Consider the following 21,325-nt stretch of genomic DNA (forward strand, 5'->3'; position numbering starts at 1 on the left):
CCCGGCCGGGGGGGGGCCGGGGGGCTGTGGGGGGGGGGCGGCGCGGGGGGGGGGGGGGGGGGGGGGCCCCCCCCCCCCCCCCCCACCGGACCGGCACGGCCGCTGCGGCGCGAGCGGGTCCGCGGTGGGGCGACGGAGGAGGGTTGAGGCGGGAGCGCCCCCGGCGGGTTCCGGTCCACCGGGTGGGAGCGCTCCCACCTCACCTGTGGCGCAACGTAGCGCCGGAGAGCCGACTTGTAAACGGAATCGGCGTCACTTCACGAAACCGAGGTCCGGCCGGGACGCGGAGGCGGCGGACGCGTCACCGTTGTCTCTCGTGGGCGGGTGTGCCGTACCAGCGCCATCGGGTGAGGCGGGGGTGGTCCGGGAGGTCCGTGCGGCCGGTGGCCCACAGGAGGGTGGGCCACCGGGGGGTGTCCGTGGGGGCGTTCGGGAAGAGCCTGTTCAGCACCCGGCCGCACAGGGCGTCGTCGGGTGTCCAGGCGAGGCCGAGTCCCTCGGCGACGTCGTGCAGGTGCACCAGCGTCTCGACGACGCCCATCGCGGCGAAGCCCTCCGGATCGGCCGCGCCGAAGACGTGGTGCGACCGTACCGTCGGCGGCGTGGTGCGCACGACGGCCGCGAGCAGCGCGCCGCACGCCTCCAGGACCTGCAACAGGCCCGCCGGGCCGGCGGCACGGTCGGCGAAGACGACATTGGCCGGACCGCCCGGCCTCCTCCGGCTCCACACGAACGGCACGTGGGTGTCCGACGGCGGGTTCCGCGGGCCCAGTTGGGCGGCGTAGGAGAACAGGTCGTCGGCGAGGTGCTCGACGGTCTCCCAGCAGTCCCACTCCAGGCTGCCGGCCCTGGCTTCCCAGTCCGGTGCCTTCGCTCCCCGCAGGGTGGCCACGGCCAGCCGGACGGCGTGCTCGACGTCGGCCGCGGTGACGGATCCGCCGGTTGCGGAGGAGCCGCTCGCTCCGTGTGTTTCAGGCATGGCCGGACCGTATCAACGGCCCCCGGGGGCAACGTCGGTGCGGCTCACGGCACGGCGAAGGGCCGCACCCCCGTCACCGGGGGAACGGCCCTCGCACGCCTGCCGGACCGCCGGCCGGTTACTTGCGGATCAGGCTGCGCAGCACGTACTGCATGATGCCGCCGTTGCGGTAGTAGTCGGCCTCACCGGGGGTGTCGATGCGGACGACCGCGTCGAACTCGACGCCGGTGTCGGTGGTGACCTTGACCGTGCGCGGGGTGGTGCCGTTGTTCAGCTCCTCGACGCCGGTGAAGGAGAAGGTCTCCTCGCCGGTCAGGCCGAGGGAGGCCGCGGAGGCGCCCTCCGGGAACTGGAGCGGCAGGACGCCCATGCCGATGAGGTTCGAGCGGTGGATGCGCTCGTACGACTCGGCGATGACGGCCTTGACGCCGAGGAGCGCGGTGCCCTTGGCGGCCCAGTCGCGGGACGAGCCGGAGCCGTACTCCTTGCCGGCCAGGACGACCAGCGGGATGCCCTGCTCGATGTAGTTGCGCGAGGCGTCGTAGATGAACGACACCGGCGCGCCCTCGACCGTGAAGTCGCGGGTGTAGCCGCCCTCGGTGCCCGGCGCGATCTGGTTGCGCAGGCGGATGTTGGCGAACGTGCCGCGGATCATGACCTCGTGGTTGCCCCGGCGGGAGCCGTAGGAGTTGAAGTCACGACGCTCCACACCGTGCTCGGTGAGGTACTTGCCGGCCGGGGTGTCGGCCTTGATGGCGCCGGCCGGGGAGATGTGGTCGGTGGTGACCGAGTCGCCCAGCTTGGCCAGGACGCGGGCGCCCGTGATGTCGGAGACCGGGGTGGTCTCCATCGTCATGCCCTCGAAGTACGGGGGCTTGCGGACGTACGTCGACTGCGGGTCCCACTCGAAGGTGTTGCCGGTCGGGATCGGCAGGGACTGCCACTGGGCGTCACCCGCGAAGACGTCCTGGTAGGACTTGTTGAACATGTCCTCGCCGATGGCGTTCGCCACGACGTCGTTGACCTCGGCCTCGGAGGGCCAGATGTCCTTCAGGTAGACCGGGTTGCCGTCCTGGTCGATGCCCAGGGCGTCCTTGGTGATGTCCACCTTCATGGAGCCGGCGAGGGCGTACGCGACGACCAGCGGCGGGGAGGCCAGGTAGTTCATCTTGACGTCGGGGTTGATCCGGCCCTCGAAGTTCCGGTTGCCGGAGAGGACCGAGGTGACCGCGAGGTCGTGGTCGTTGACGGCCTTGGAGACCTCCTCCGGCAGCGGGCCGGAGTTGCCGATGCAGGTGGTGCAGCCGTAGCCGACGAGGTTGAAGCCGACCTTGTCGAGGTACGGGGTCAGGCCCGCCTTGTCGAAGTAGTCGGTGACGACCTTCGAACCCGGAGCGAGGGTGGTCTTGACCCAGGGCTTGCGGGTCAGACCCTTCTCCACGGCCTTCTTCGCGACGAGCGCGGCGGCGACCATGACGTACGGGTTGGAGGTGTTGGTGCAGGAGGTGATGGCCGCGACCGTCACCGCACCGTGGTCGATCTCGTACGTCGAGCCGTCGGGGGCGGTCACGGTGACCGGGTTGGACGGGGCGCCGTCGGGGTGGATGGCCGGGGCGTCGGAGGCCGGGAAGGACTCCTTGCCGGCCTCGTCGACCTCGTCGACGTAGTTGCGCACGTCCGTCGTGAACTGCTCGGCGGCCTTGGCGAGGACGATGCGGTCCTGCGGGCGCTTCGGGCCGGCGATCGAGGGGACGACGGTGGACAGGTCCAGCTCGAGCTTCTCGGAGAAGTCCGGCTCGGCCTTCGGGTCCAGCCAGAGGCCCTGCTCCTTGGCGTACGCCTCGACGAGCGCGACCTGCTGCTCGGAACGGCCGGTGAGCTTGAGGTACTTCAGGGTCTCGTCGTCGATCGGGAAGATCGCGGCGGTGGAGCCGAACTCCGGCGACATGTTGCCGATGGTGGCGCGGTTCGCCAGGGAGGTGGCGGCGACGCCCTCGCCGTAGAACTCGACGAACTTGCCGACGACGCCGTGCTTGCGCAGCATCTCGGTGATCGTGAGGACCAGGTCGGTGGCGGTGGTGCCGGCCGGCAGCTCGCCGGTCAGCTTGAAGCCGACGACGCGCGGGATGAGCATGGAGACAGGCTGGCCGAGCATCGCGGCCTCGGCCTCGATGCCGCCGACGCCCCAGCCGAGGACGCCGAGGCCGTTGACCATGGTGGTGTGCGAGTCGGTGCCGACCAGGGTGTCGGGGTAGGCCTGGCCGCCTCGGACCATGACCGTGCGGGCCAGGTGCTCGATGTTCACCTGGTGGACGATGCCGGTGCCGGGCGGGACGACCTTGAAGTCGTCGAAGGCGGTCTGGCCCCAGCGCAGGAACTGGTAGCGCTCCTTGTTGCGGCCGTACTCCAGCTCGACGTTCTGCGCGAAGGCGTCGTTGGTGCCGAACTTGTCGGCGATGACGGAGTGGTCGATGACCAGCTCGGCCGGGGAGAGCGGGTTGACCTTCGCCGGGTCGCCGCCCAGCTCCTTGACGGCCTCACGCATGGTGGCGAGGTCGACGACACAGGGCACGCCGGTGAAGTCCTGCATGATCACGCGGGCCGGCGTGAACTGGATCTCCTGGGAGGGCTGGGCCTGCGAGTCCCAGTTGCCGAGGGCGCGGATGTGGTCGGCGGTGATGTTCGCGCCGTCCTCCGTGCGGAGCAGGTTCTCCAGCAGCACCTTCAGGCTGTAGGGAAGGCGCGCGGAGCCCTCGACCTTGTCCAGCCGGAAGATCTCGTACGACTCGTCGCCCACCTGCAGCGTGCTGCGGGCGTCGAAGCTGTTCGCCGACACGACAGTCTCCTTCATTGATGTGCGCGTACCACCGCATCCTGCCGTCACGCGGACTTGGCCGATCCGCTTAGGACAGGCTAAGTTAGGTCACCCTTACTCGAGTGGCGGCTGCGGTGCGCCTCGGCAGATATCTCGATGTCGAGATAACTCTAGTACATGGGGGCTGGTTGGTCATGCCCGGGCCCGCCGCGTCACGGAACCTTCCCGACATCGAGGCCGGGGTGACGGACGGCGAAGCCCCGGCGGGAGCGGCGGCCGGAAGGCCGCCGCGGTGACCGTCCGGCCGACGCGGTGACCGTCCCGACTCACGCCCGCCGGAGCCGGAGGGGGAACCACTCGGCTTCGCCCCCGGACCGCGGGGCAGCCACCGGGCGCACCTCCGGCCGGAGCAGCGGCCACCGGGCACGCCTTCGGACGGAGCGGCGACCCCGCCGGCGAGGGCGGCCGCCGGGTCGCCCGTCCTCGCCCGCCGGACGCCCGACGGCACGTCAGCTGCCGGTGCGTCAGCCCGGCCGCGCGACGGCCATACCCCGGCCGAGCGGGGGTAGACGGAAGCGGAGCGTTCCCGGCGCACCCGCGGAGCGCTCCCGACGCACCGACGAGAAGGAGACCCCGATGCCCCTCACTTTCCGCAAGAGCTTCCGCATCCTTCCGGGGGTGCGCCTGAACATCAACAAGCGCTCGTGGTCCATCACCACCGGCGGCGGCTCGCACGGCCCGCGCCACACCCACAGCAGCACCGGACGTCGTACGACATCGATGGATTTGCCCGGACCTTTCGGGTGGCGTCGTACGCGTACCGCCAAGCGACGTTGACGAGGCGTCACCCGAACGGACCCCCCAAGAGGCGCGATCTCATATCTGAGATAACCTCAGCCTCATGGCAGACGACTACCTCGTACGCATCGGCAGGCTCATCCGTGACGCCCGGCAACACCGTGGCTGGACACAGGCGCAACTGGCCGAGGCGCTCGGAACCAGCCAGAGCGCCGTCAACCGCATCGAGCGCGGGAACCAAAACATCAGCCTTGAGATGATCGCTCGAATCGGTGAAGCCCTGGACAGTGAGATCGTCTCACTGGGCTACGCGGGGCCGATGCACCTGCGCGTCGTGGGCGGCCGACGGCTGTCCGGCGCCATCGACGTGAAGACGAGCAAGAACGCGTGCGTGGCACTGCTGTGCGCCTCCCTGCTGAACCGGGGGCGCACGGTGCTGCGCCGGGTCGCCCGCATCGAGGAGGTCTACCGCCTCCTGGAGGTGCTGAACTCGATCGGGGTCCGCACGCGCTGGATCAACGAGGGCGTCGACCTGGAGATCGTGCCGCCGGCCGAACTGGACATGGCGGCCATCGACGCCGAGGCCGCCGTGCGCACCCGCTCGATCATCATGTTCCTCGGCCCGCTGCTGCACCGCACGGACCGCTTCATGCTGCCGTACGCCGGCGGCTGCGACCTCGGCACCCGGACCATCGAGCCGCACATGATCGCGCTGCGCCGGTTCGGGCTGGACATCGCCGCGACGGAGGGGCAGTACCACGCCGTCGTCGACCGCGCCGTCCGCCCGGACCGTCCGATCGTGCTGACCGAGCGCGGGGACACCGTCACCGAGAACGCGCTGCTGGCCGCCGCCCGGCACGACGGGGTGACCGTCATCCGCAACGCCTCCTCCAACTACATGGTCCAGGACCTCTGCTTCTTCCTGGAGGCGCTCGGCGTCGCGGTCGAGGGCATCGGCACCACCACGCTCACCGTGCACGGCGTGCCGGACATCGACGTCGACGTGGACTACTCCCCCTCCGAGGACCCGGTCGAGGCGATGAGCCTGCTGGCCGCCGCCGTCGTCACGGAGTCGGAGCTGACGGTGCGCCGGGTGCCGATCGAGTTCCTGGAGATCGAGCTGGCGGTCCTGGAGGAGATGGGCCTCGACCACGACCGTACGCCCGAGTACTCCGCGGACAACGGCCGTACCCGCCTGGTGGACCTGACCGTGCGGCCCTCCAAGCTGGAGGCGCCGATCGACAAGATCCACCCGATGCCGTTCCCCGGCCTGAACATCGACAACGTGCCGTTCTTCGCGGCCATCGCGGCCGTCGCCCAGGGCAAGACCCTCATCCACGACTGGGTCTACGACAACCGCGCGATCTACCTCACCGACCTCAACCGCCTCGGCGGCCGGCTCCAGCTCCTCGACCCGCACCGGGTCCTGGTCGAGGGCCCCACCCGCTGGCGCGCCGCCGAGATGATGTGCCCGCCGGCCCTGCGGCCCGCGGTGGTCGTCCTGCTGGCGATGATGGCGGCGGAGGGCACCTCCGTGCTGCGCAACGTCTACGTCATCAACCGGGGTTACGAGGACCTGGCCGAGCGGCTGAACTCGATCGGGGCGCAGATCGAGATCTTCCGGGACATCTGAAGGCCTTCAGGAACAGCGGCGCCGAACCCACTCCATCACCTGCGTACAGGTGAGCCGGGAGGGGTTCGGCTTCCGCTGCGCGCAGAGCCGCATCGGCCGTGTCGGCCGTGTCGGCCGTGTCGGCCGGACCGTCCGGGAGGCGCGGTCTCCCGGCTTCGGGGGGGGGCGGTCCCACCCGCTCAAGGCACACGCGAGCGGGCGCGGACCAGCCGGTCCGGTGTGACCGAGCGCGCCGGTCGGCGAGTCGAGCAACCCCATGGGCAACGGTGGCTGCCCATAAGGGCAAGGTCGTTGCGCCATGGAGCAGTATCCGCGTAAGGCGGTTTCACGTTGTGGTCGGGCATGGTGGAGTTCCCGGCAAGCCAAGGAGAGGTCCTCACCGATGCGCCACGACGACAAGGCCCGCACGTCCCCTCGGTCTCCGGCGCGGACGCCACCGAAACCGGTGCCGTCCCGGACGACAGCGGCGGCCGGTTCGTCCGGGGGGCTGATGGCTCTGCAGCGCAGTGTCGGCAACGCCGCCGTGGTGCAGTTGCTGGCTGCCCAGCGAGCCGAGGAGGAGCACCAGCACCGTGAGGGCTGCGGGCACCGGCCGGTACAGCGTTCCGCTGCCGAGGAGGTCCTGCGTTCGGCCGGCCGCCCGCTCGAATCCGGCAAACGCAGGGAGATGGAAGCCCGGCTGGGGGCCGACTTCTCCGATGTCAAGGTGCACACCGACGCTGTGGCCCAGCGTTCGACCGCAGACCTCGGCGCCCGGGCCTGGACCTCGGGCAATCATGTCGTCATAGGCAAGGACGGCGGTGACGACCACACGCTGGCCCATGAACTCACGCACGTGATCCAGCAGCGCTCGGGACCGGTCGCCGGAACCGTCGGAGGCGACGGCCTCAAGGTCAGCGATCCGAGCGACCGCTTCGAAAAAGCGGCCGAGGCCAACGCCTCACGGGTCATGTCGCAGCCCGTCCCCGCTGTGCAGCGGGCGAAGCCGGAGGAGACGAGCAGGTCGTCCGAGGCGGAGACGTCCGTGCAACGGGCCCGCTACACGACCTCGAAAACGGAGCGTGACCCGGACAGCGACAACTACGACTCGGACGACGACAACTTCGACACGTTGATCGGGAATCTGACTCCTCCCACGGACTACGCGACCGTGGCAAGCATGGTCGAGGAGGGATCCGAGCACGGGGTCTACCTCTGGCGCGGCACCGGCCTGGCCACCGCCAGCAAGATGGCGAGCAAGGGAAGCGCGGGGGGAAGGACGCCAGACCCGAGTGTCGGCGCGCCGAGCAGCGCGAGCAGCCGGTCCCAGGTGGGGCACGGCGGTCAGCTGCCTGAGTTCACCACGCACACAGGGGTGGCCGAAGGCTTCAGCTTCCGGAACGCGCTGGTCGTCGTCTATATCGCCGCGAAGTACCTGTCCAAGGGCAGCTCCAGCGAGGAAGGCTGGATCGCGAACCCGAAGGCGCCGCTCATCGTGGTGGACATCGTCGACCGCACACGCCAGCAGAGTTCCGGCCGACGCACCGCGAACGCGTCCTGAATCGGCCGGCTCCCCCGCCCGCCGGCAGGGCGGGGGCGGTCGAGGGTGTCGACGGGTGGCCGGGCCACCGCGTCGGGCACGGGTCGCCGTCCATGAACAGAGAGGCACGTCCCCGACCCCGTGCCGCCCTTTGCCGGTCCCCCGGAACAGCAGGAGTCCGTCCCTGGACTCGTCTCACCTGTCGCTCCGGGGTGGAGGCAGCGGGGTCAGGAAGCGGCTCGGTTCGCCGTGCCAGGTGATGGCGAGCGCGTCCCGGGCGCGGGTCGCCGCGACGAAGAGCAGCGAGCGTGCCCGGTGCAGTTCCCGCCGGTGGCGGCCGGGTGGAGCAGGGAGATCAGGTCGGCGCAGGACCGCCTGTCGCCGTTGTGCGGGGTGTCGTCGGCGGTCTCGGCGAGCGGCAGCGGGCCGTGCTCGGTGACAAGGGTCCGCAGACCCGGTCCGGGGACGTGCTCCACCGCGAGCCAGGGCGGGTCGGCGTCCGCGTCGGCCCCCACGAAGGCCGCGACGAAGGCCGCGAAACGGCCCGTACACCGTGCGCAGGCTGTCCACCTCCGGCACGAAGCGCGCCCGGGTGTCCTCGTCCAGGACCGTCCCGGCGGCTCCTGCCGCTCCCGATCACGCAGTGCCCGTTCCGGGCCGGCTGGGCAGCGTCACGGATCGGCGCCGGGCGGCGGACGCGGCGTACCGGGATCGGGGCGCCGCAGGGAACTGGACGCCGTCCGAACCGTCCGCGTGCCGCCCACCGATGACTTCCGGTGGGCGGCACGGCCGTCGGTGCGCGAGAGCCCTGCCGTCCCTTTCGGGCGGCAGGGCTTCGGTGCGCGGGGCACCGGGCCAGGCATCGGGGCCGGGGTGTGCGTGCAGGGGACCGTTACGGCATCTGCTTCATGCCGTCAACCACCGCCCGTTCGATGACGGCGCTGGTGAAGGTGACCGTGCCGGGCTTGATCAGGGCGTCCTCGCCGGTCCGCTCCTCCACCTGGACCGTGCGCTCGCCCAGGAAGACGTACGTCTTCGGGTCGAAGATCCACTCCTCTCGCTGCCCGCTGGTCTCGTCGAGCCGGGCCACCGCCACGCCGTGCCGGCCCACCGCGTCCACGGCGTCCTGGACGACGACGACGCCGGGGATCTTCGCGGCGGTGCGGAACAGGGCGGAGTACAGCTCCGCCGGCGGGTAGCTCTCGCCGAGGAGGTCGCCGATGGTGGTGAAGGCCTCCTGGTCGGGGGTGTTCCCCTGGCCCTCGGTCTCCTTGTAGATCTTGGCGAGGAGGGCGTCGGGGTCGGTGGTCAGCTTGGACAGGTAGTCGTACGACGGGGCGTTGAGGTTGGCCTTCGGGGTGTTGCCCTGTTCGTCGGGGAGGCTGAGGGTCTCGCCCTCGGGGCTGTCGTTGACGGAGGGGTCGATCAGCCAGCCCTTGGTTCCGTCCGGGGACATCCACACCTGGCGTCGGTGCAGTTCGTGGCTCGCCAGGGACGTCTTGCCGTTGACGGTCTTCAGGAAGGTCTCGGCGGCCTTGGACTCGATGTAGACGAACTGGCCGGGCTTGACCTCCGGGTGGGAGGCCTCGGCGGCCGCCAGCGAGATCCGGTCGAGCAGTTGCGGTACTCCCTTGGCGCTCGCGGCGCCGATCGGCGTGGTCAGGGCCGGTCCGGTCGCGACACCCTGGTCCGCGGGGGCACCGGAGGTCACCACGGCGGCGACGACCGCCGCGGCCACGAGGGCCGCCGTCGCCGGCAGGGTGATCGCCGGACGCGGCAGCCGCTGCCACCATGCCCGGCCCGCGGCCGGGGCGGGGGCCGGTGCCTGGGCAGCCGTGCGCTGTTCGTCGTGGATCTGGGCCATCAGACGCTCCTTGTGGAACTGGTGACGGCCCGACGGCAGGTCACGCGCCGTCCGGGAGAAGAGGGTGCTGTCCTCTTCCCGCTCGGCCGGACTCTGCCGGGGCGTGTTCGCGTTCATCGGTTTCCTCCCTGCGCGGGCCGGACCACGGGTGCGTGGTCATCTCTTGTCTGTCGGCCGGGGCGGCCCCCTTCCCGTTTTCCGGGGGGAGATTTCGGCGCGGCACCCGCCACGGGTCCCGCCGGGGCGTCCGCGGTGAGGGAACGCAGCTTCTTGCGCGCCCGGGACAGGCGGGACGCGACGGTGCCGACCGGGATCCCGAGGGCCTCCGCGGCTGCCCCGTAGTCCAGCCCCTCCCCCAGGCACAGCGTCACCACCTCGCGCTCCGTCCGGCGCAGGCCCGCCAGCGCGGTCAGCGCCCGCGCGAGGCGCCGCCGGTCGTCGACCCGGTCGGCCACCTCCTCGGCGTGGTCGGGAACCGACAGTTCGGCCGCCGCGGCCGCGTTCGCCGCCGCCCGGTACCGGCGGTTGCTGCGGTACTGGTTGCGGGCGGTGTTGGTGGCGATCCCGAGCAGCCACGGCCGCAGCGAGCCGCCCTCGGGGTCGACCCTGTCGCGCAGCCGCCACGCCTCCATGAAGGTCGCGGCCATGACGTCCTCGGCCGTCGACCAGTCGGCGGTCAGCCGGAAGGCATGGTTGTAGACCGTCTTCGCCCAGCTGTCGAACAGCTCCGCGAAGGCGGTGGGGTCCCCGGCCCGTACCCGGGTACGCATATCAGTGCTCACCTCCATGAGCTGTCCGGCACCCCCCGCCCCCTTCCCGTGACCTGTGTCACAACGGCCGTGTTCCCGGGCGGCGTTCATGGAGCACGACGGCCAGCGGCATCGCCGTGAACATGGAGGAGTACGTTCCCACGGCGAGGCCGACGAGCAGGGCCAGGGCGAAGTCGGTGAGGGAGTCGCCACCGAACACCGCCAGCGCGGTGAGGACGAGCGCGGCGCCCGTCCCGGTGTTGACCGTGCGGGGCAGGGTCTGCACGAGCGCCCGGTCGGCGACGCGGCGGAAGGGAGCGGTGCGCCCCTTGTCCGCGCGCCGGGCCAGTTCCCTGACGCGGTCGAAGACGACGACGGAGTCGTTGACGGAGTAGCCGATGACGGTGAGGAGCGCGGCCAGGAAGACGCCGTCGACAGGTTTGCCGAGCCAGGCGAAGACGCCGACGAGGATCACGACGTCGTGCGCGAGGGCGGCGACGGCGGCCGTGCCGAGCAGCAGGCGGAACCGGGCCGCCAGGTAGACGAGTTGGGCGCCGAGGGCGACGGAGAGCGCGATGAGCGCCCCCCGGCGCAGTTCCGCGCCGAGACTGGGGCCGATGGCCTCGTCGCGGAGTTCGTCCGCGCGGCCCGTCAGTTCGCCGACGGCCGCGCCGACGGCGTCCGCCTGCGCGTCGCTCAACCGGCCGATCCGGACGGTGAGCCGGTTCTCGCCGGAGGTCTGCACGACGGCCCGCGGGAAACCGGCGTCGGCCAGGGCGGCGCGGGCCCGGTCGGGGTCGACCGCGGTGGAGGTGGCGTACTCGATCTGGCGGCCGCCGGTGAACTCGATGCCGAGGTCGAGGCCGCGCAGGGCGATTCCGGTTCCGGCGAGGACCAGTGCGGCGGCGGAGACGGCCAGCCACCGGCGGGGACTGCGCATCAGGTGCGGGTCCCTGCGGGCGAGCCGGTCGCGGACGGCGCCGGTGTGCGCGATGCCCGTCAAGTGGGGCCGGCGGCGCGGGCCCGGGCGGGCCACGGCGAGGTCGGCGAGCGCGCGGGTGACGACCAGCGCGCTGACCATCGAGGCGAGGACGCCGATGCCGAGGGTGACGCCGAAGCCGCGGACGGGGCCCGAGGCGAGGAGGAACAGCAGTCCGGCGGCGATGAGGGTGGTGATGTTGGAGTCGGCGATCGCGCTGAAGGCGTTGCGGAAGCCGGCGGCCAGGGCCGAGCGCGGGGTGGGCCGCCGGCGCACCGCGTACTCCTCCCGGGCTCGCTCGAAGACGAGCACGTTGGCGTCCACCGCCATGCCGATGGCCAGGACGAACCCGGCCAGTCCGGGCAGGGTGAGGGTGGCGCCGAGGGCGGCCAGGGCGGCGTAGGAGATCAGGCCGTAGCAGACCAGGGCCGTGGCGGCCAGGACGCCCAGCAGCCGGTAGACGACGATGACGAACAGGGCGGTCAGCGCGCTGCCGACGGCGGCGGCCCGGGCGCCGGCGGTGACGGCCTGCGCGCCGAGGGTGGGGCCGACGGTGCGCTGCTCGACGGTCTCGACCGGTACGGGCAGGGCGCCGCCGTTGACGAGCAGGGCGAGTTCGCGGGCGTCGCCGTCGTCGAAGGCGCCGTTGATCATCGTGGAGCCGCCGTCGATGCCGACGCCACAGTCCACCGAGGGGTCGACCTGCGGTGAGGAGATGATCCTGTCGTCGAGGACGATCGCCACCCGGCGGGCCGGGTCCCCCGCCGGCCGGCACGCCGCCTCGCCGGTCAGGCGGGCCCAGCGGTCGCGGCCCGCGTCCTCGAAGTCGACGGTGACGTGCCAGCCCGCGCCGCCCTGCTGGTCGAACCGGGCGGCGGCCTTCTCCACGTGGCTGCCGGTCAGCGCGGCCGCGCCGAGGCGCAGCGGCCGGCCGGACTCGTCGGGCAGGACGCGCGGACGGGTGGGGTCGGGTCGCGGATCGGAGGTGGGGGTGGGGTCGGGTCCGGCTTCGGGCGCGGTCTCGGACGCGGCCCCCGTCCCCGTACCCAGTACCCGGTGGAAGGTCAGCTGAGCGGTGCGGCCCAGTACCTGCGCCGCCTCCGCCGGGTCCTGGACGCCGGGGAGTTCGACGACGATGCGGTCGTCGCCGGAGCGGACGATGGTGGGTTCGGCGACACCGAGCGCGTCGACGCGGCCGCGCAGCACCTCCACGGTGCGGTCGACGGTGTCGTCGGTGTCTGCGTCGGCGGTGTCGGTGTCGGTGGGGCGGGTCTCCAGCACGATCTGGGTGCCGCCGCGCAGGTCGAGCCCGAGGTGGACGGGCACGGTCACGGCGACGTACAGGGACAGGGCGACGACGGCGAGGGCGAGCAGCCCTCGGATGCGCTGGGCGCGGGTCAAGCGGGCCTCCGGCAGGCGTGCCGCGGCCCGGGCGGGGCCGCGGTGAAGGAAGAAGAGGGGATGTCAGGCGCCTGGAGGAGGGGGCGGGGCGCGCAGGGGGTGACCGTCCGCCGGTCGCGGGCGGACGGGCGGAGGTACGGCCGTCGGCGGGGCCGGGGTTCCCGGCGAAGCGGTGTCGGCCGGGTCCCGGGGCGTGAGGCCGGCCGGGGGCGGCGGGGCGGGGAGGTCGCCGTGGACGCGGGCCGCTGCCGTGCGGACGGCGGGCGGCGTGTCGTCGGCGACGGGGGCGCCGCCCGCCTCGACGCCCCCGGAGACGCTGTGCGGGGCATGGAGGTGAGGGCCGTGGTGGGCGGCCGGGACGAGGAGGGTGGCGAGGACGACGAGGAGGGCGGTGAGCAGGGCGGCCGCCGTTGCCGCCGGGCGGGGCCCGCCACGGGGGACGGGACGCGCGGAGCACGTCATGTGCCGTCCCCCCTCTCCTCGTTTCCGTGCGGCCGGTTCGGGTTGCCTCCGTGCGGGCGGCCGCTCTCCTCTTCGACGTACGGGCGGCCTGCTTCGTGCCGTGCGGGCGGCCTGCTTCGTGCCGTGCGGGCCGGTTCAGGGTTCGATGAGGCCCGCGCGGATGGCGTACCGGGTGAGTTCCAGCCGGTCGCGCATGCCGAGTTTGTGCAGGAGGTTCGCCCGGTGGCGGTGGACGGTCTTGATGCTGATGAACAGCGTCTCCGCGATCTCCTTGGAGGTGTTGCCCTCCGCCACGAGCTTGAGGACCTCCTCCTCGCGCGCGGTCAGCACCCGTTGCGGGGGTTCCTCGCCGTGCCGGACGCGGTCGAGGTAGTTGCGCACGAGGGCGGTGACCGCGCCGGGGTAGAGGAAGGGTTCGTCGCGCACGGCGGCCCGGCAGGCGGCGACCAGGTCGCGGTCGGCCACGGACTTGAGGACGTATCCGCCGGCCCCGGCCTTCAACGCCTGGAAGAAGTACTGCTCGTTGTCGTGCATGGTCAGCATCAGGATGCGCAGGCCCGGCCTCAGCGCGGCGAGTTCGCGGGCCGCCTGGAGGCCGGTCATCCGGGGCATGGCGATGTCCAGTACGGCCAGGTCGATGTCGTGGGCCCGCGCCAGGGCGATGGCCTCGGCGCCGTCCCCGGCCTCGGCGACGACCTCGAGGTCGGGTTCCCGGTCGAGGATGAGGCGTACTCCGCGACGCACCAGGGCGTGGTCGTCGGCGAGGAGGATGCGGATCGGGGACGGGTCGGTCGGGGTGGTCATGGCACCTTCTTCTCGGCGGGCACGGTCAGCCGGACCTGGGTGCCGGCCGGCTGGGAGACGATGTCCAGGGTGGCCCCCACGAGCAGCGCCCGCTCACGCATCCCCCGGATGCCGGCGCCCTCGTGCGCGATGCCGGTTCCGTGGCCGTCGTCGGCGACGGCCAGCAGCAGCGAGCCGTCCGCGTGGGACAGGCTCACCTCGACCCGGCCGGCCCCGGCGTGGCGGGCCGCGTTGGTCAGGCTCTCCTGGGCGACCCGGTACAGCACCAGCTCCGTCTGCGGGTCGAGGGCCGGCAGGTCCGCGTCGAACCGGCGCAGGACGCGCAGTCCGGTGTGGGCGGCGAACTCGGTGGTGAGCGAGGTCAGGGCGCTGACCAGGCCGAGGTCGTCCAGCACCCCCGGGCGCAGCCGGCGTACCAGGCGGCGCACTTCGTCCAGGCTTCCCCGGGTGATCTCCTGGGCCTGCTGGAGTTCGCCCCGCAGGGGCTCGTCCGCCTCGTCCGCCGCCCGCTTCAGCGAGAGCAGGATCGCGGTCATCGTCTGCCCCACCTCGTCGTGCAGTTCCTGGGCGATACGGCGCCGTTCGGCCTCCTGCGCGAGCAGCACACGGCCGCTGCTCGCCGCCCTCTCGCTCTCCAGCCGGTCGAGCATGGCGTTGAAGGTGCGGATGAGGTCGGCGACCTCGCGCAGGCCGTGCGCGGGCAGCCGCTGGCCTGGGCGCAGCAGGTCGACCGTGGTCATCAGACGGGTGAGCCGGTCGAGGGGGGCCAGCGCGAGCCGCAGCAGGGCGGCGTCGGCGACCAGCATGACCAGCATGCCGCCGACCAGGATCACGGCCTCGGTCAGCAGGACCGGCACGGAGACGGTGACCGGGGCCCACAGCAGCAACGCGGTGGCCATGCCCAGCACCACCGCGTTCAGCCCGAAGATCCGCCAGAACAGGGACATCGGGATCGCGCCTTTCGCAGGGATCGCAGGAACACGCTTCGTACGGTCGGTCTCGTCGTCGGGGCCGCTGGGCCCGTCGTCACCCTCCCACTCGCCCTGCGGGCGGACGGCGGGGAGGTGACGACAGGGCCCGGGCGCGCCCGCGCGCGTGAGACGCGGGACGCGGACCGGCCGGCCCTCCGAACAGCGTGCGCGCTGTCCGCCGCCGCGTCGATGGGCTCTGATGCCCATTTCCCGACGTGCGCGCCAGCCGGGGCGGCGGCCCTCGAGAGGCAGCGCGTGCGGCTGCGGATGGGTACTGCGCCCGATAGGCAGGGCGCGGCGCGTCGGCGACGGTGGAGAAGGAGCGGCGACCACCACCGGACCGCTCCCCCGCCGAGCCGTCCGAGGAAGAGGTCCCGCCATGTCGTCGCTCGACACGCCCCCCACCGAAGGCCGTCCCGAGCGTCTGACGACGCACGAGGCCCGTCAGCGTCTCGAGCACGAGCGCAACGCGCGGCTGACCCAGCTGCGGGCCCTCGACGAGGCCGGGCAGGAGGTGACGGACCAGGTGACGGCCGCGCAGAAGGACGCCGTCCGGCGCGTGCTCACCGAGATCGAGGCGGCCTTCGCACGCGTCGCGGACGGCAGTTACGGCACCTGTGCGGGCTGCTCCCGGCCGGTGCCCGCCGAACGCCTGGAGATCCTGCCGTACACGCGGTTCTGCGTCGCCTGCCAGCGTCACAGCGTCTGATCCCGCGCGTCTCCGTTTCCCGTCCTGCCCTGACCGAGGGGTGACATCGTGAACCACCGGACCATCGGCGAGCGTGCCCCGGCCCTGTCCGCGGAGGACCTCGCCGCGCTCCGCGAGAACCTGCACGAGCAGCTGCGGTTCCGCCGCGAACAGATCGAGCAGCTCACGTCCGCCGCCCCCGGCGACGGGCCCGGCGGGCGGCGGGCCGCCGCCCAGGCCGAGGTCGGGGCCCAGCTCGCCGCCTCCGCCCGTATGGTCCTCGCCGACGTGGAGGCGGCGCTGCGCCGCATGGACGAGGGCCGCTACGGCTCCTGCCGCCTGTGCCGACGGCCCATCGCCCGCGAGCTGCTGGCGATCGTGCCGCAGGCCCGCCACTGTGCCCGTTGCCGCCAGGTCAGGGAGGCGGGCCGGTGATCCCCGCGGTCCGTCGCGGCTTTGGCCGGCACCGGCCGTGGCCGCTGTGCCGGCAGTGCTACGGCCTCGCCCTCGACGTGGGCGGCGCCCGTACGCGGGCCTGGACGTCCGACCGGGGCACGATCCTCGACGTCCCCACCGCGGCCGGCTCCGGGACCGGGGCACCACCTCGGCGGGGCGGCGTCGACAGCGCCGGTACGGCACGGTTGCTCGACCGGCTGTTCGGCGACCACGGGGCGGGGGGCGGCCGCGGCCGCCCCCTGGTCATCGTGAGCGGGCCCGTCCTGGACGGTGTCGCCCACCGGGACCGGGTCCGCGCCGCCGTCGACGTGCTGCGCCCGCGTGCCGTGCTCACCGTCCCCACCGCACGTGCCGTCGCCGTGGCCGCGCGGGCCGACCTGTCCCGGCCGCTGCTCGTCGTGGACCTCGGCGCCCGCCTCACGGAGGTCGTCCTGCTGGCGGACGGGGCGGTGGTCGACGCCCGCGGTGCCGCGCTGGGGACGGGCGACGTGGCCGGCGGCGCGCCGGGCACGGCCGGCGGCGACGGCGTCCCGGTGAGCACGGCCGGCGGCGACGGCACCGTCCCACCGGCAGCCCCGCCGGCCGCCCCACCGGCCGCCCTCCTCGTCGACGCGGTCACCGCCATGGTGACCGCGATGCTGGAGGAGGACCGCACGCCGCAGACGCTCGACGCCCTGCGGCGCGGTGTCCTGCTGGCCGGCGGAGGTGCGTCGCGGCCCGAGATCCCCTACCGGCTGACCGGCCGCCTGCACGCCCCGGTCCGCCCGGTGCCCGCCCCGCACACCGCGGCCGTACGGGGTGCCGCGGAACTCCTGCGGGCCGCGCACACCCACCCCTCGGCCGCAGGCGTCGCGGGGGCCGGGACGCCCCGGCCCCGCTGACGGCGGGCGACGTCAGCTCGTCGTCAGCGTGACGTCCTGCGCGCCCGCCGCGTGGAAGTACGGCAGCGGCAGGAGGCCCGCCGGGCGCAGTTCCGTCAGGGTGGCCTCGACACGGACCGCGCCGGGCGCGATCGGGTCCGGCGCGGGCCTGCCCGTGTTCACCCAGCGGTGCACGGCGCCGTCGCAGACGGCACGGGTGCCGCCGATGCCGTACCGGGTGGTCGAGTCCTTCCGTCCGACGGAGGAACTGACGAAGACGGGGCCTGAGCTGCCGACGCAGCGGTAGGTGCCGGTGAGGGTGACGGTGCCGTCGGCGGCGATCCGGCCGACCGGGTCGACGGTCACGCTCTCGGACGGGTCGGCGGCCGCGGGCGCGGCCACCGCGGGCGCGGCCGGCAGGAGCAGGGCGGCACCGGCGGCCGCGGTCAGGACGGGGCGCAGGACGGGGCGGAAAGGCATGAAGACCTCCTGGTAGGGGTCTCCACTGGTACCGGGAGGCCGGGTCCGCGACCGTGACGTCACTCCTTCGGTGGCGAGTCCGCACCGTGCGTCGGCGAACGGTCCGCGAGTTGTCCTGGTGCTGTCACACTCCCCGGCGGACCCTGGCGGCGGTGCCTCGCGCGGGCGCATGGTCGGTCCGACGGGGCCCACCGCCCGGTGGCCCCACCGACGTGGAGGTGCGCCATGTGTACCCACCCGACAACGAGCCCCACGGCCGACCACGCACACGTCGTCGCGGCCCGCCCCGAGCAGGGCTGGACCCTGCTGTGCGACGGCACGATCGTCTTCGACGACTCCGGCGAGCTGCTGCCCGACGGCCGCGTCGTGGCCCCGCACCGCGTGCCGGACGAACGGCTCGCCGTCGCCGCCTGATCAGTCCCCGAGGACGGCGAACCCGTCCAGCTCGACGAGGGCCTCCTCGTCCCACAGCCGTACGATCCCGACGACCGCCATGGCGGGATAGTCCCGGCCCGCCGAGTCCCGCCACAGGCGGCCGAGTTCGGGTGCGCAGGCCCGGTACGCGGCGACGTCGGTGACGTACACGGTGACGCGTGCGAGGTCCGCCGGGGTGCCGCCGGCCGCCGCGAGGGCGGTCAGGAGGTTGGCCAGGGCGCGGGCGAACTGGTCGGGCAGCGAGTCGCCGACCACCTTTCCGCCGGCGTCCAGCGCGGTCTGGCCGGCCAGGAACACCAGCCGGGAGCCGGTCGCGACGACCGCGTGCGAGAAGCCGGCCGGCGGTGACAGCTCCGGCGGGTTGACGCGCTCGGCGGTCACCGGACGCCCTCCGGTCCGGGCTGCGAGGGACCGCCCTCGCCCGCCGCCGCTCGATCCGGCGCCGTACGACCGGGCCCCGCGGGATCCGCAACCGCGCGACCCGGCGCCGCGCGATCCGACGCCGTACGATCCGACGCCGTACGATCCGGCGCCGTACGATCCGCCTCCATGTACAACTCCTTGGCGATGACCGCGCGTTGCACCTCGCTCGCCCCCTCGTAGATCCTTGGTGCCCGTACCTCGCGGTACAGGTGTTCCAGCAGGTGGCCCCGGCGCAGGGCGCGGGCGCCGTGGAGCTGGACGGCCGTGTCGACGACGTACTGGGCGGTCTCGGTGGCGAGGAGTTTCGCCATGGCGGCGCGGCGCGGCACGTCCGGCGCGCCGGTGTCGTACGCCGTGGCGGCGGCGTACACCATCAGGCGGGCCGACTCCGTGCGCAGGGACATCTCGGCGACCTGGTGGGCGACCGTCTGGAGGTCCCTCAGCTTGCCGCCGAAGGCGTCCCGGCGCGCGGTGTGGGTCAGGGTGGCGTCGAGGGCGGCCTGGGCCATGCCGACGGCGAAGGCTCCGACGCTGGGCCGGAAGAGGTTGAGGGTGGACATGGCCACGCGGAAGCCGCGGTCCGGTTCGCCGAGCAGGTCGGCCCCGGTGACCGGGACGGCGTCAAGGGCGAGGGCGCCGATGGGGTGCGGGGAGAGCATGTCGAGGGCGGTGCCGGTGAGGCCGGGGCGGTCGGCGGGGAGCAGGAAGGCGGTGACGCCGCGGGCGCCCGCTCCGGGTGTCGTGCGGGCGAAGACGGTGTAGAAGTCGGCTTCGGGGGCGTTGGAGATCCAGCGTTTCCCGCCGGTCAGGCGCCAGCCGTCGGCGCCGTCGGGCTCCGCGGTGAGGGAGAGCGCGGCCGCGTCCGAGCCCGCCCCCGGCTCGCTGAGCGCGAAGGCGGCGACGGCGCTGCCGTCGGTGACGCGGGGCAGCCAGCGCTCCCGCTGGTCGCGGCTGCCGTGCGCGTGGACGGGGTGCGCGCCGAGGCCCTGGAGGGCGAGGGCGGTCTCGGCCTCGGTGCAGGCCTGGGCGAGGGATTCGCGCATCAGGCAGAGGTCGAGGGCGCCGGAGGTGAACAGGCGGGCGAGCAGGCCCAGTCGGCCGAGTTCGGCGAGGAGGGGCCGGTTGATCCGGCCGGGTTGGCCCTTCTCCGCGAGCGGGCGCAGCCGGTCGGCGGCCAGGGTGCGCAGTTCGGCGCACCAGACGGTCTGTGCCGGTTCGAGCGAGAATGCGGGCATCGCCGCCCCTCTCCGCCGATGGCCTCGGCTCTGCCGCTCTCACGGTATCGCGAACCATTGACTGCCGTCACCAACGCGATACGCTCGGTGCGCGAGCCCACCGTCACGCCCGCCACGGCGCTCCCGGGCGCCCACCAAGGCAAGGGGGCGACCCGCCATGCACGCCTCGGCCCACGTCGACACCTTCGCGCGCGACCACCTCCCGCCGCCCGGTCAGTGGCCCGGGCTGCGCTTCGACCTGCCGGAGCTGCGCTACCCCGGACGGCTGAACGCCGCCGCCGAGCTGCTCGCCGGCGGCGCCCCCGGGCGGCCGGTGTTCCGCACCCCGGCGGGGCCGCCCTGGACGTACGGGGAGCTGCGTGCCCGCGTCGACCGGCTGGCGCACGTCCTCACCGGCGAGCTGGGCGTCGTACCGGGCAACCGGGTGCTGCTGCGCGGGCCGACCACGCCGTGGCTGGCGGCCTGCTGGCTGGCGGTGCTGAAGGCGGGCGCGATCGCGGTCACCGTGCTGGCGCAGCAGCGCCCGCAGGAGCTGCGCACGATGTGCGCGATCGCCCGGGTGGGGCACGCCCTGTGCGACATCCGGTCCGTGGACGACCTCGCCGAGGCGGGGATACCGGGGCTGCGGATCGCGGTGTACGGCGGTGCCGCGCCCGACGACCTGCTGAACCGGCGGGCGCCCGCCGGCCCGTTCCCGGCCGTGGACACCGCCGCCGACGACGTGGCGCTGATCGCCTTCACCTCGGGCACCACCGGCCGGCCCAAGGGGTGCCTGCACTTCCACCGGGACGTGCTGGCGATCGCCGACACCTTCTCCCGGCACGTGCTGGCGCCGCGCGCCGACGACGTGTTCGCGGGCAGTCCCCCGCTCGGTTTCACCTTCGGTCTCGGCGGCCTGCTGGTCTTCCCGATGCGGGCCGGCGCGAGCGCCCTGCTGCTCGAACAGGCCGGTCCGCGGCAGCTGTTGGCGGCGGTCGCCGAGCACCGGGTGTCCGTGCTGTTCACCGCGCCCACGGCCTACCGGGCGATGCTCGGCGACCTCGACGGGCACGACGTCTCGTCGCTGCGCCGCTGTGTCTCCGCCGGCGAGAACCTGCCCGCGGCCACCTGGCGGGCCTGGCACGAGCGGACCGGGCTGCGCCTGATCAACGGGATCGGGGCCACCGAGCTGCTGCACATCTTCATCTCCGCGGCCGACGGGCGGATCCGGCCGGGCACCACGGGCGTCCCCGTGCCGGGCTGGCAGGCGCGGGTGCAGGACGACGACGGCGACCCCGTCCCCGACGGCCTGCCCGGACTGCTCGCCGTGCGCGGCCCGGTGGGCTGCCGCTACCTCGCCGACCCCCGGCAGCGGGAGTACGTGCGCAACGGGTGGAACGTCACCGGCGACACCTACGTCCGCGAGGCGGACGGCTACTTCCGGTACGTGGCCCGCGCCGACGACATGATCGTCTCCGCCGGGTACAACATCGCGGGCCCCGAGGTGGAGGACGCGCTGCTGCGGCATCCCGACGTCGTCGAGACGGCGGTCGTCGGGCGGCCCGACGAGGCGCGCGGCCGGGTGGTGGTGGCGTTCGCCGTCCTGCGGGCCGGGGCGCGCCCGGACGCGGAGGCGCTGCGGGCCTTCCTCAAGACGGAGCTGGCGCCGTACAAGTGTCCGCGCGAGATCGTGTTCCTGGACGCGCTGCCGCGCACCGCGACCGGCAAACTCCAGCGCTTCCGGCTGCGCCCCACCGGTGACACCGATGGTGACCAGCAGTGATGCCGACGACCT

Annotated in this window: 19 protein-coding genes; 8 read left to right on the forward strand and 11 right to left on the reverse strand. The window is 73.4% G+C overall.

Annotation, left to right across the window (positions count from 1 at the left end; translation table 11 throughout):
- Nucleotides 1-301 precede the first annotated feature (301 nt).
- Nucleotides 302-979: a hypothetical protein gene (locus ACIP5W_RS33345; protein WP_401481409.1), complete on the reverse strand. Its 678-nt coding sequence runs from the start codon at nt 977-979 to the stop codon at nt 302-304.
- Between the two features lie 118 nt (nt 980-1,097).
- Entirely contained in the window at nt 1,098-3,815 is a 2,718-nt protein-coding gene (gene acnA, locus ACIP5W_RS33350) for an aconitate hydratase AcnA (protein ID WP_401481411.1), read from the reverse strand.
- Nucleotides 3,816-4,430: 615 nt separating this feature from the next.
- Between acnA and ACIP5W_RS33355 the strand changes: the two genes are divergently transcribed.
- The 3 genes from ACIP5W_RS33355 (at nt 4,431) to ACIP5W_RS33365 (ending at nt 7,765) form a co-directional block, all read left to right on the forward strand.
- Nucleotides 4,431-4,631, forward strand: coding sequence for a DUF4236 domain-containing protein (locus ACIP5W_RS33355; protein ID WP_363090398.1), 201 nt, complete (start codon nt 4,431-4,433; stop codon nt 4,629-4,631).
- Nucleotides 4,632-4,695: 64 nt separating this feature from the next.
- Nucleotides 4,696-6,225 carry a helix-turn-helix domain-containing protein gene (locus ACIP5W_RS33360; RefSeq protein ID WP_401481413.1) on the forward strand — a complete coding sequence of 510 codons (1,530 nt, stop codon included), beginning with the start codon at nt 4,696-4,698 and terminating at the stop codon, nt 6,223-6,225.
- A 382-nt stretch (nt 6,226-6,607) separates the two neighbouring features.
- Nucleotides 6,608-7,765: a DUF4765 family protein gene (locus tag ACIP5W_RS33365; protein ID WP_401481415.1), complete on the forward strand. Its 1,158-nt coding sequence runs from the start codon at nt 6,608-6,610 to the stop codon at nt 7,763-7,765.
- A gap of 871 nt (nt 7,766-8,636) precedes the next feature.
- Here ACIP5W_RS33365 and ACIP5W_RS33370 read toward each other — a convergent pair.
- From ACIP5W_RS33370 to ACIP5W_RS33395, 6 genes are all read right to left on the reverse strand, one after another.
- Complete coding sequence (locus ACIP5W_RS33370) at nt 8,637-9,725, reverse strand: CU044_5270 family protein (RefSeq protein WP_401481417.1); 1,089 nt, start codon at nt 9,723-9,725, stop codon at nt 8,637-8,639.
- On the reverse strand, nt 9,722-10,378 hold the full coding sequence (locus ACIP5W_RS33375) for an RNA polymerase sigma factor (RefSeq protein WP_401481419.1): 657 nt from the start codon (nt 10,376-10,378) through the stop codon (nt 9,722-9,724). The genes ACIP5W_RS33370 and ACIP5W_RS33375 overlap by 4 nt, the downstream gene beginning before the upstream one ends.
- Before the next feature lie 58 nt (nt 10,379-10,436).
- Nucleotides 10,437-12,737 carry a protein translocase subunit SecD gene (gene secD, locus ACIP5W_RS33380; RefSeq protein WP_401481421.1) on the reverse strand — a complete coding sequence of 767 codons (2,301 nt, stop codon included), beginning with the start codon at nt 12,735-12,737 and terminating at the stop codon, nt 10,437-10,439.
- A gap of 63 nt (nt 12,738-12,800) precedes the next feature.
- Nucleotides 12,801-13,199, reverse strand: a complete 399-nt coding sequence (locus ACIP5W_RS33385) for a hypothetical protein (RefSeq protein WP_401481423.1) — start codon at nt 13,197-13,199, stop codon at nt 12,801-12,803.
- A gap of 135 nt (nt 13,200-13,334) precedes the next feature.
- Nucleotides 13,335-14,003: a response regulator gene (locus tag ACIP5W_RS33390; RefSeq protein ID WP_401481425.1), complete on the reverse strand. Its 669-nt coding sequence runs from the start codon at nt 14,001-14,003 to the stop codon at nt 13,335-13,337.
- Nucleotides 14,000-14,950 carry a HAMP domain-containing sensor histidine kinase gene (locus tag ACIP5W_RS33395; RefSeq protein ID WP_401481427.1) on the reverse strand — a complete coding sequence of 317 codons (951 nt, stop codon included), beginning with the start codon at nt 14,948-14,950 and terminating at the stop codon, nt 14,000-14,002. The genes ACIP5W_RS33390 and ACIP5W_RS33395 overlap by 4 nt, the downstream gene beginning before the upstream one ends.
- Nucleotides 14,951-15,353: 403 nt before the next feature.
- Here ACIP5W_RS33395 and ACIP5W_RS33400 point away from each other — a divergent pair, with 403 nt between their 5' ends.
- The 3 genes from ACIP5W_RS33400 to ACIP5W_RS33410 are packed head-to-tail and all read left to right on the forward strand — an operon-like array spanning nt 15,354 to nt 16,999.
- Nucleotides 15,354-15,683 (forward strand): TraR/DksA family transcriptional regulator, encoded by a 330-nt coding sequence (locus tag ACIP5W_RS33400; RefSeq protein WP_401481429.1) that lies wholly within the window; start codon nt 15,354-15,356, stop codon nt 15,681-15,683.
- Between the two features lie 45 nt (nt 15,684-15,728).
- On the forward strand, nt 15,729-16,097 hold the full coding sequence (locus ACIP5W_RS33405; RefSeq protein ID WP_401481506.1) for a TraR/DksA family transcriptional regulator: 369 nt from the start codon (nt 15,729-15,731) through the stop codon (nt 16,095-16,097).
- Complete coding sequence (locus tag ACIP5W_RS33410) at nt 16,094-16,999, forward strand: hypothetical protein (protein ID WP_401481431.1); 906 nt, start codon at nt 16,094-16,096, stop codon at nt 16,997-16,999. The genes ACIP5W_RS33405 and ACIP5W_RS33410 overlap by 4 nt, the downstream gene beginning before the upstream one ends.
- A gap of 12 nt (nt 17,000-17,011) precedes the next feature.
- Here the strand turns inward: ACIP5W_RS33410 and ACIP5W_RS33415 are convergent, their stop codons facing one another.
- Nucleotides 17,012-17,458, reverse strand: coding sequence for a DUF6299 family protein (locus ACIP5W_RS33415; RefSeq protein WP_401481433.1), 447 nt, complete (start codon nt 17,456-17,458; stop codon nt 17,012-17,014).
- Nucleotides 17,459-17,683: 225 nt separating this feature from the next.
- On the opposite strand from ACIP5W_RS33415, the gene ACIP5W_RS33420 reads away from it, so the two are divergent.
- Entirely contained in the window at nt 17,684-17,872 is a 189-nt protein-coding gene (locus tag ACIP5W_RS33420) for a DUF5999 family protein (RefSeq protein WP_401481435.1), read from the forward strand.
- Here the strand turns inward: ACIP5W_RS33420 and ACIP5W_RS33425 are convergent, their stop codons facing one another.
- Nucleotides 17,873-18,274 carry a RidA family protein gene (locus tag ACIP5W_RS33425; protein WP_401481437.1) on the reverse strand — a complete coding sequence of 134 codons (402 nt, stop codon included), beginning with the start codon at nt 18,272-18,274 and terminating at the stop codon, nt 17,873-17,875.
- On the reverse strand, nt 18,271-19,551 hold the full coding sequence (locus ACIP5W_RS33430) for an acyl-CoA dehydrogenase family protein (protein ID WP_401481439.1): 1,281 nt from the start codon (nt 19,549-19,551) through the stop codon (nt 18,271-18,273). Before ACIP5W_RS33430 ends, ACIP5W_RS33425 begins: the two co-directional genes overlap by 4 nt.
- 157 nt (nt 19,552-19,708) lie before the next feature.
- On the opposite strand from ACIP5W_RS33430, the gene ACIP5W_RS33435 reads away from it, so the two are divergent.
- On the forward strand, nt 19,709-21,313 hold the full coding sequence (locus tag ACIP5W_RS33435; protein WP_401481441.1) for an AMP-binding protein: 1,605 nt from the start codon (nt 19,709-19,711) through the stop codon (nt 21,311-21,313).
- The last annotated feature ends 12 nt before the right edge of the window (nt 21,314-21,325 follow it).

The organism is Streptomyces sp. NPDC088766, from assembly GCF_044750845.1.
Lineage (GTDB): Bacteria > Actinomycetota > Actinomycetes > Streptomycetales > Streptomycetaceae > Streptomyces.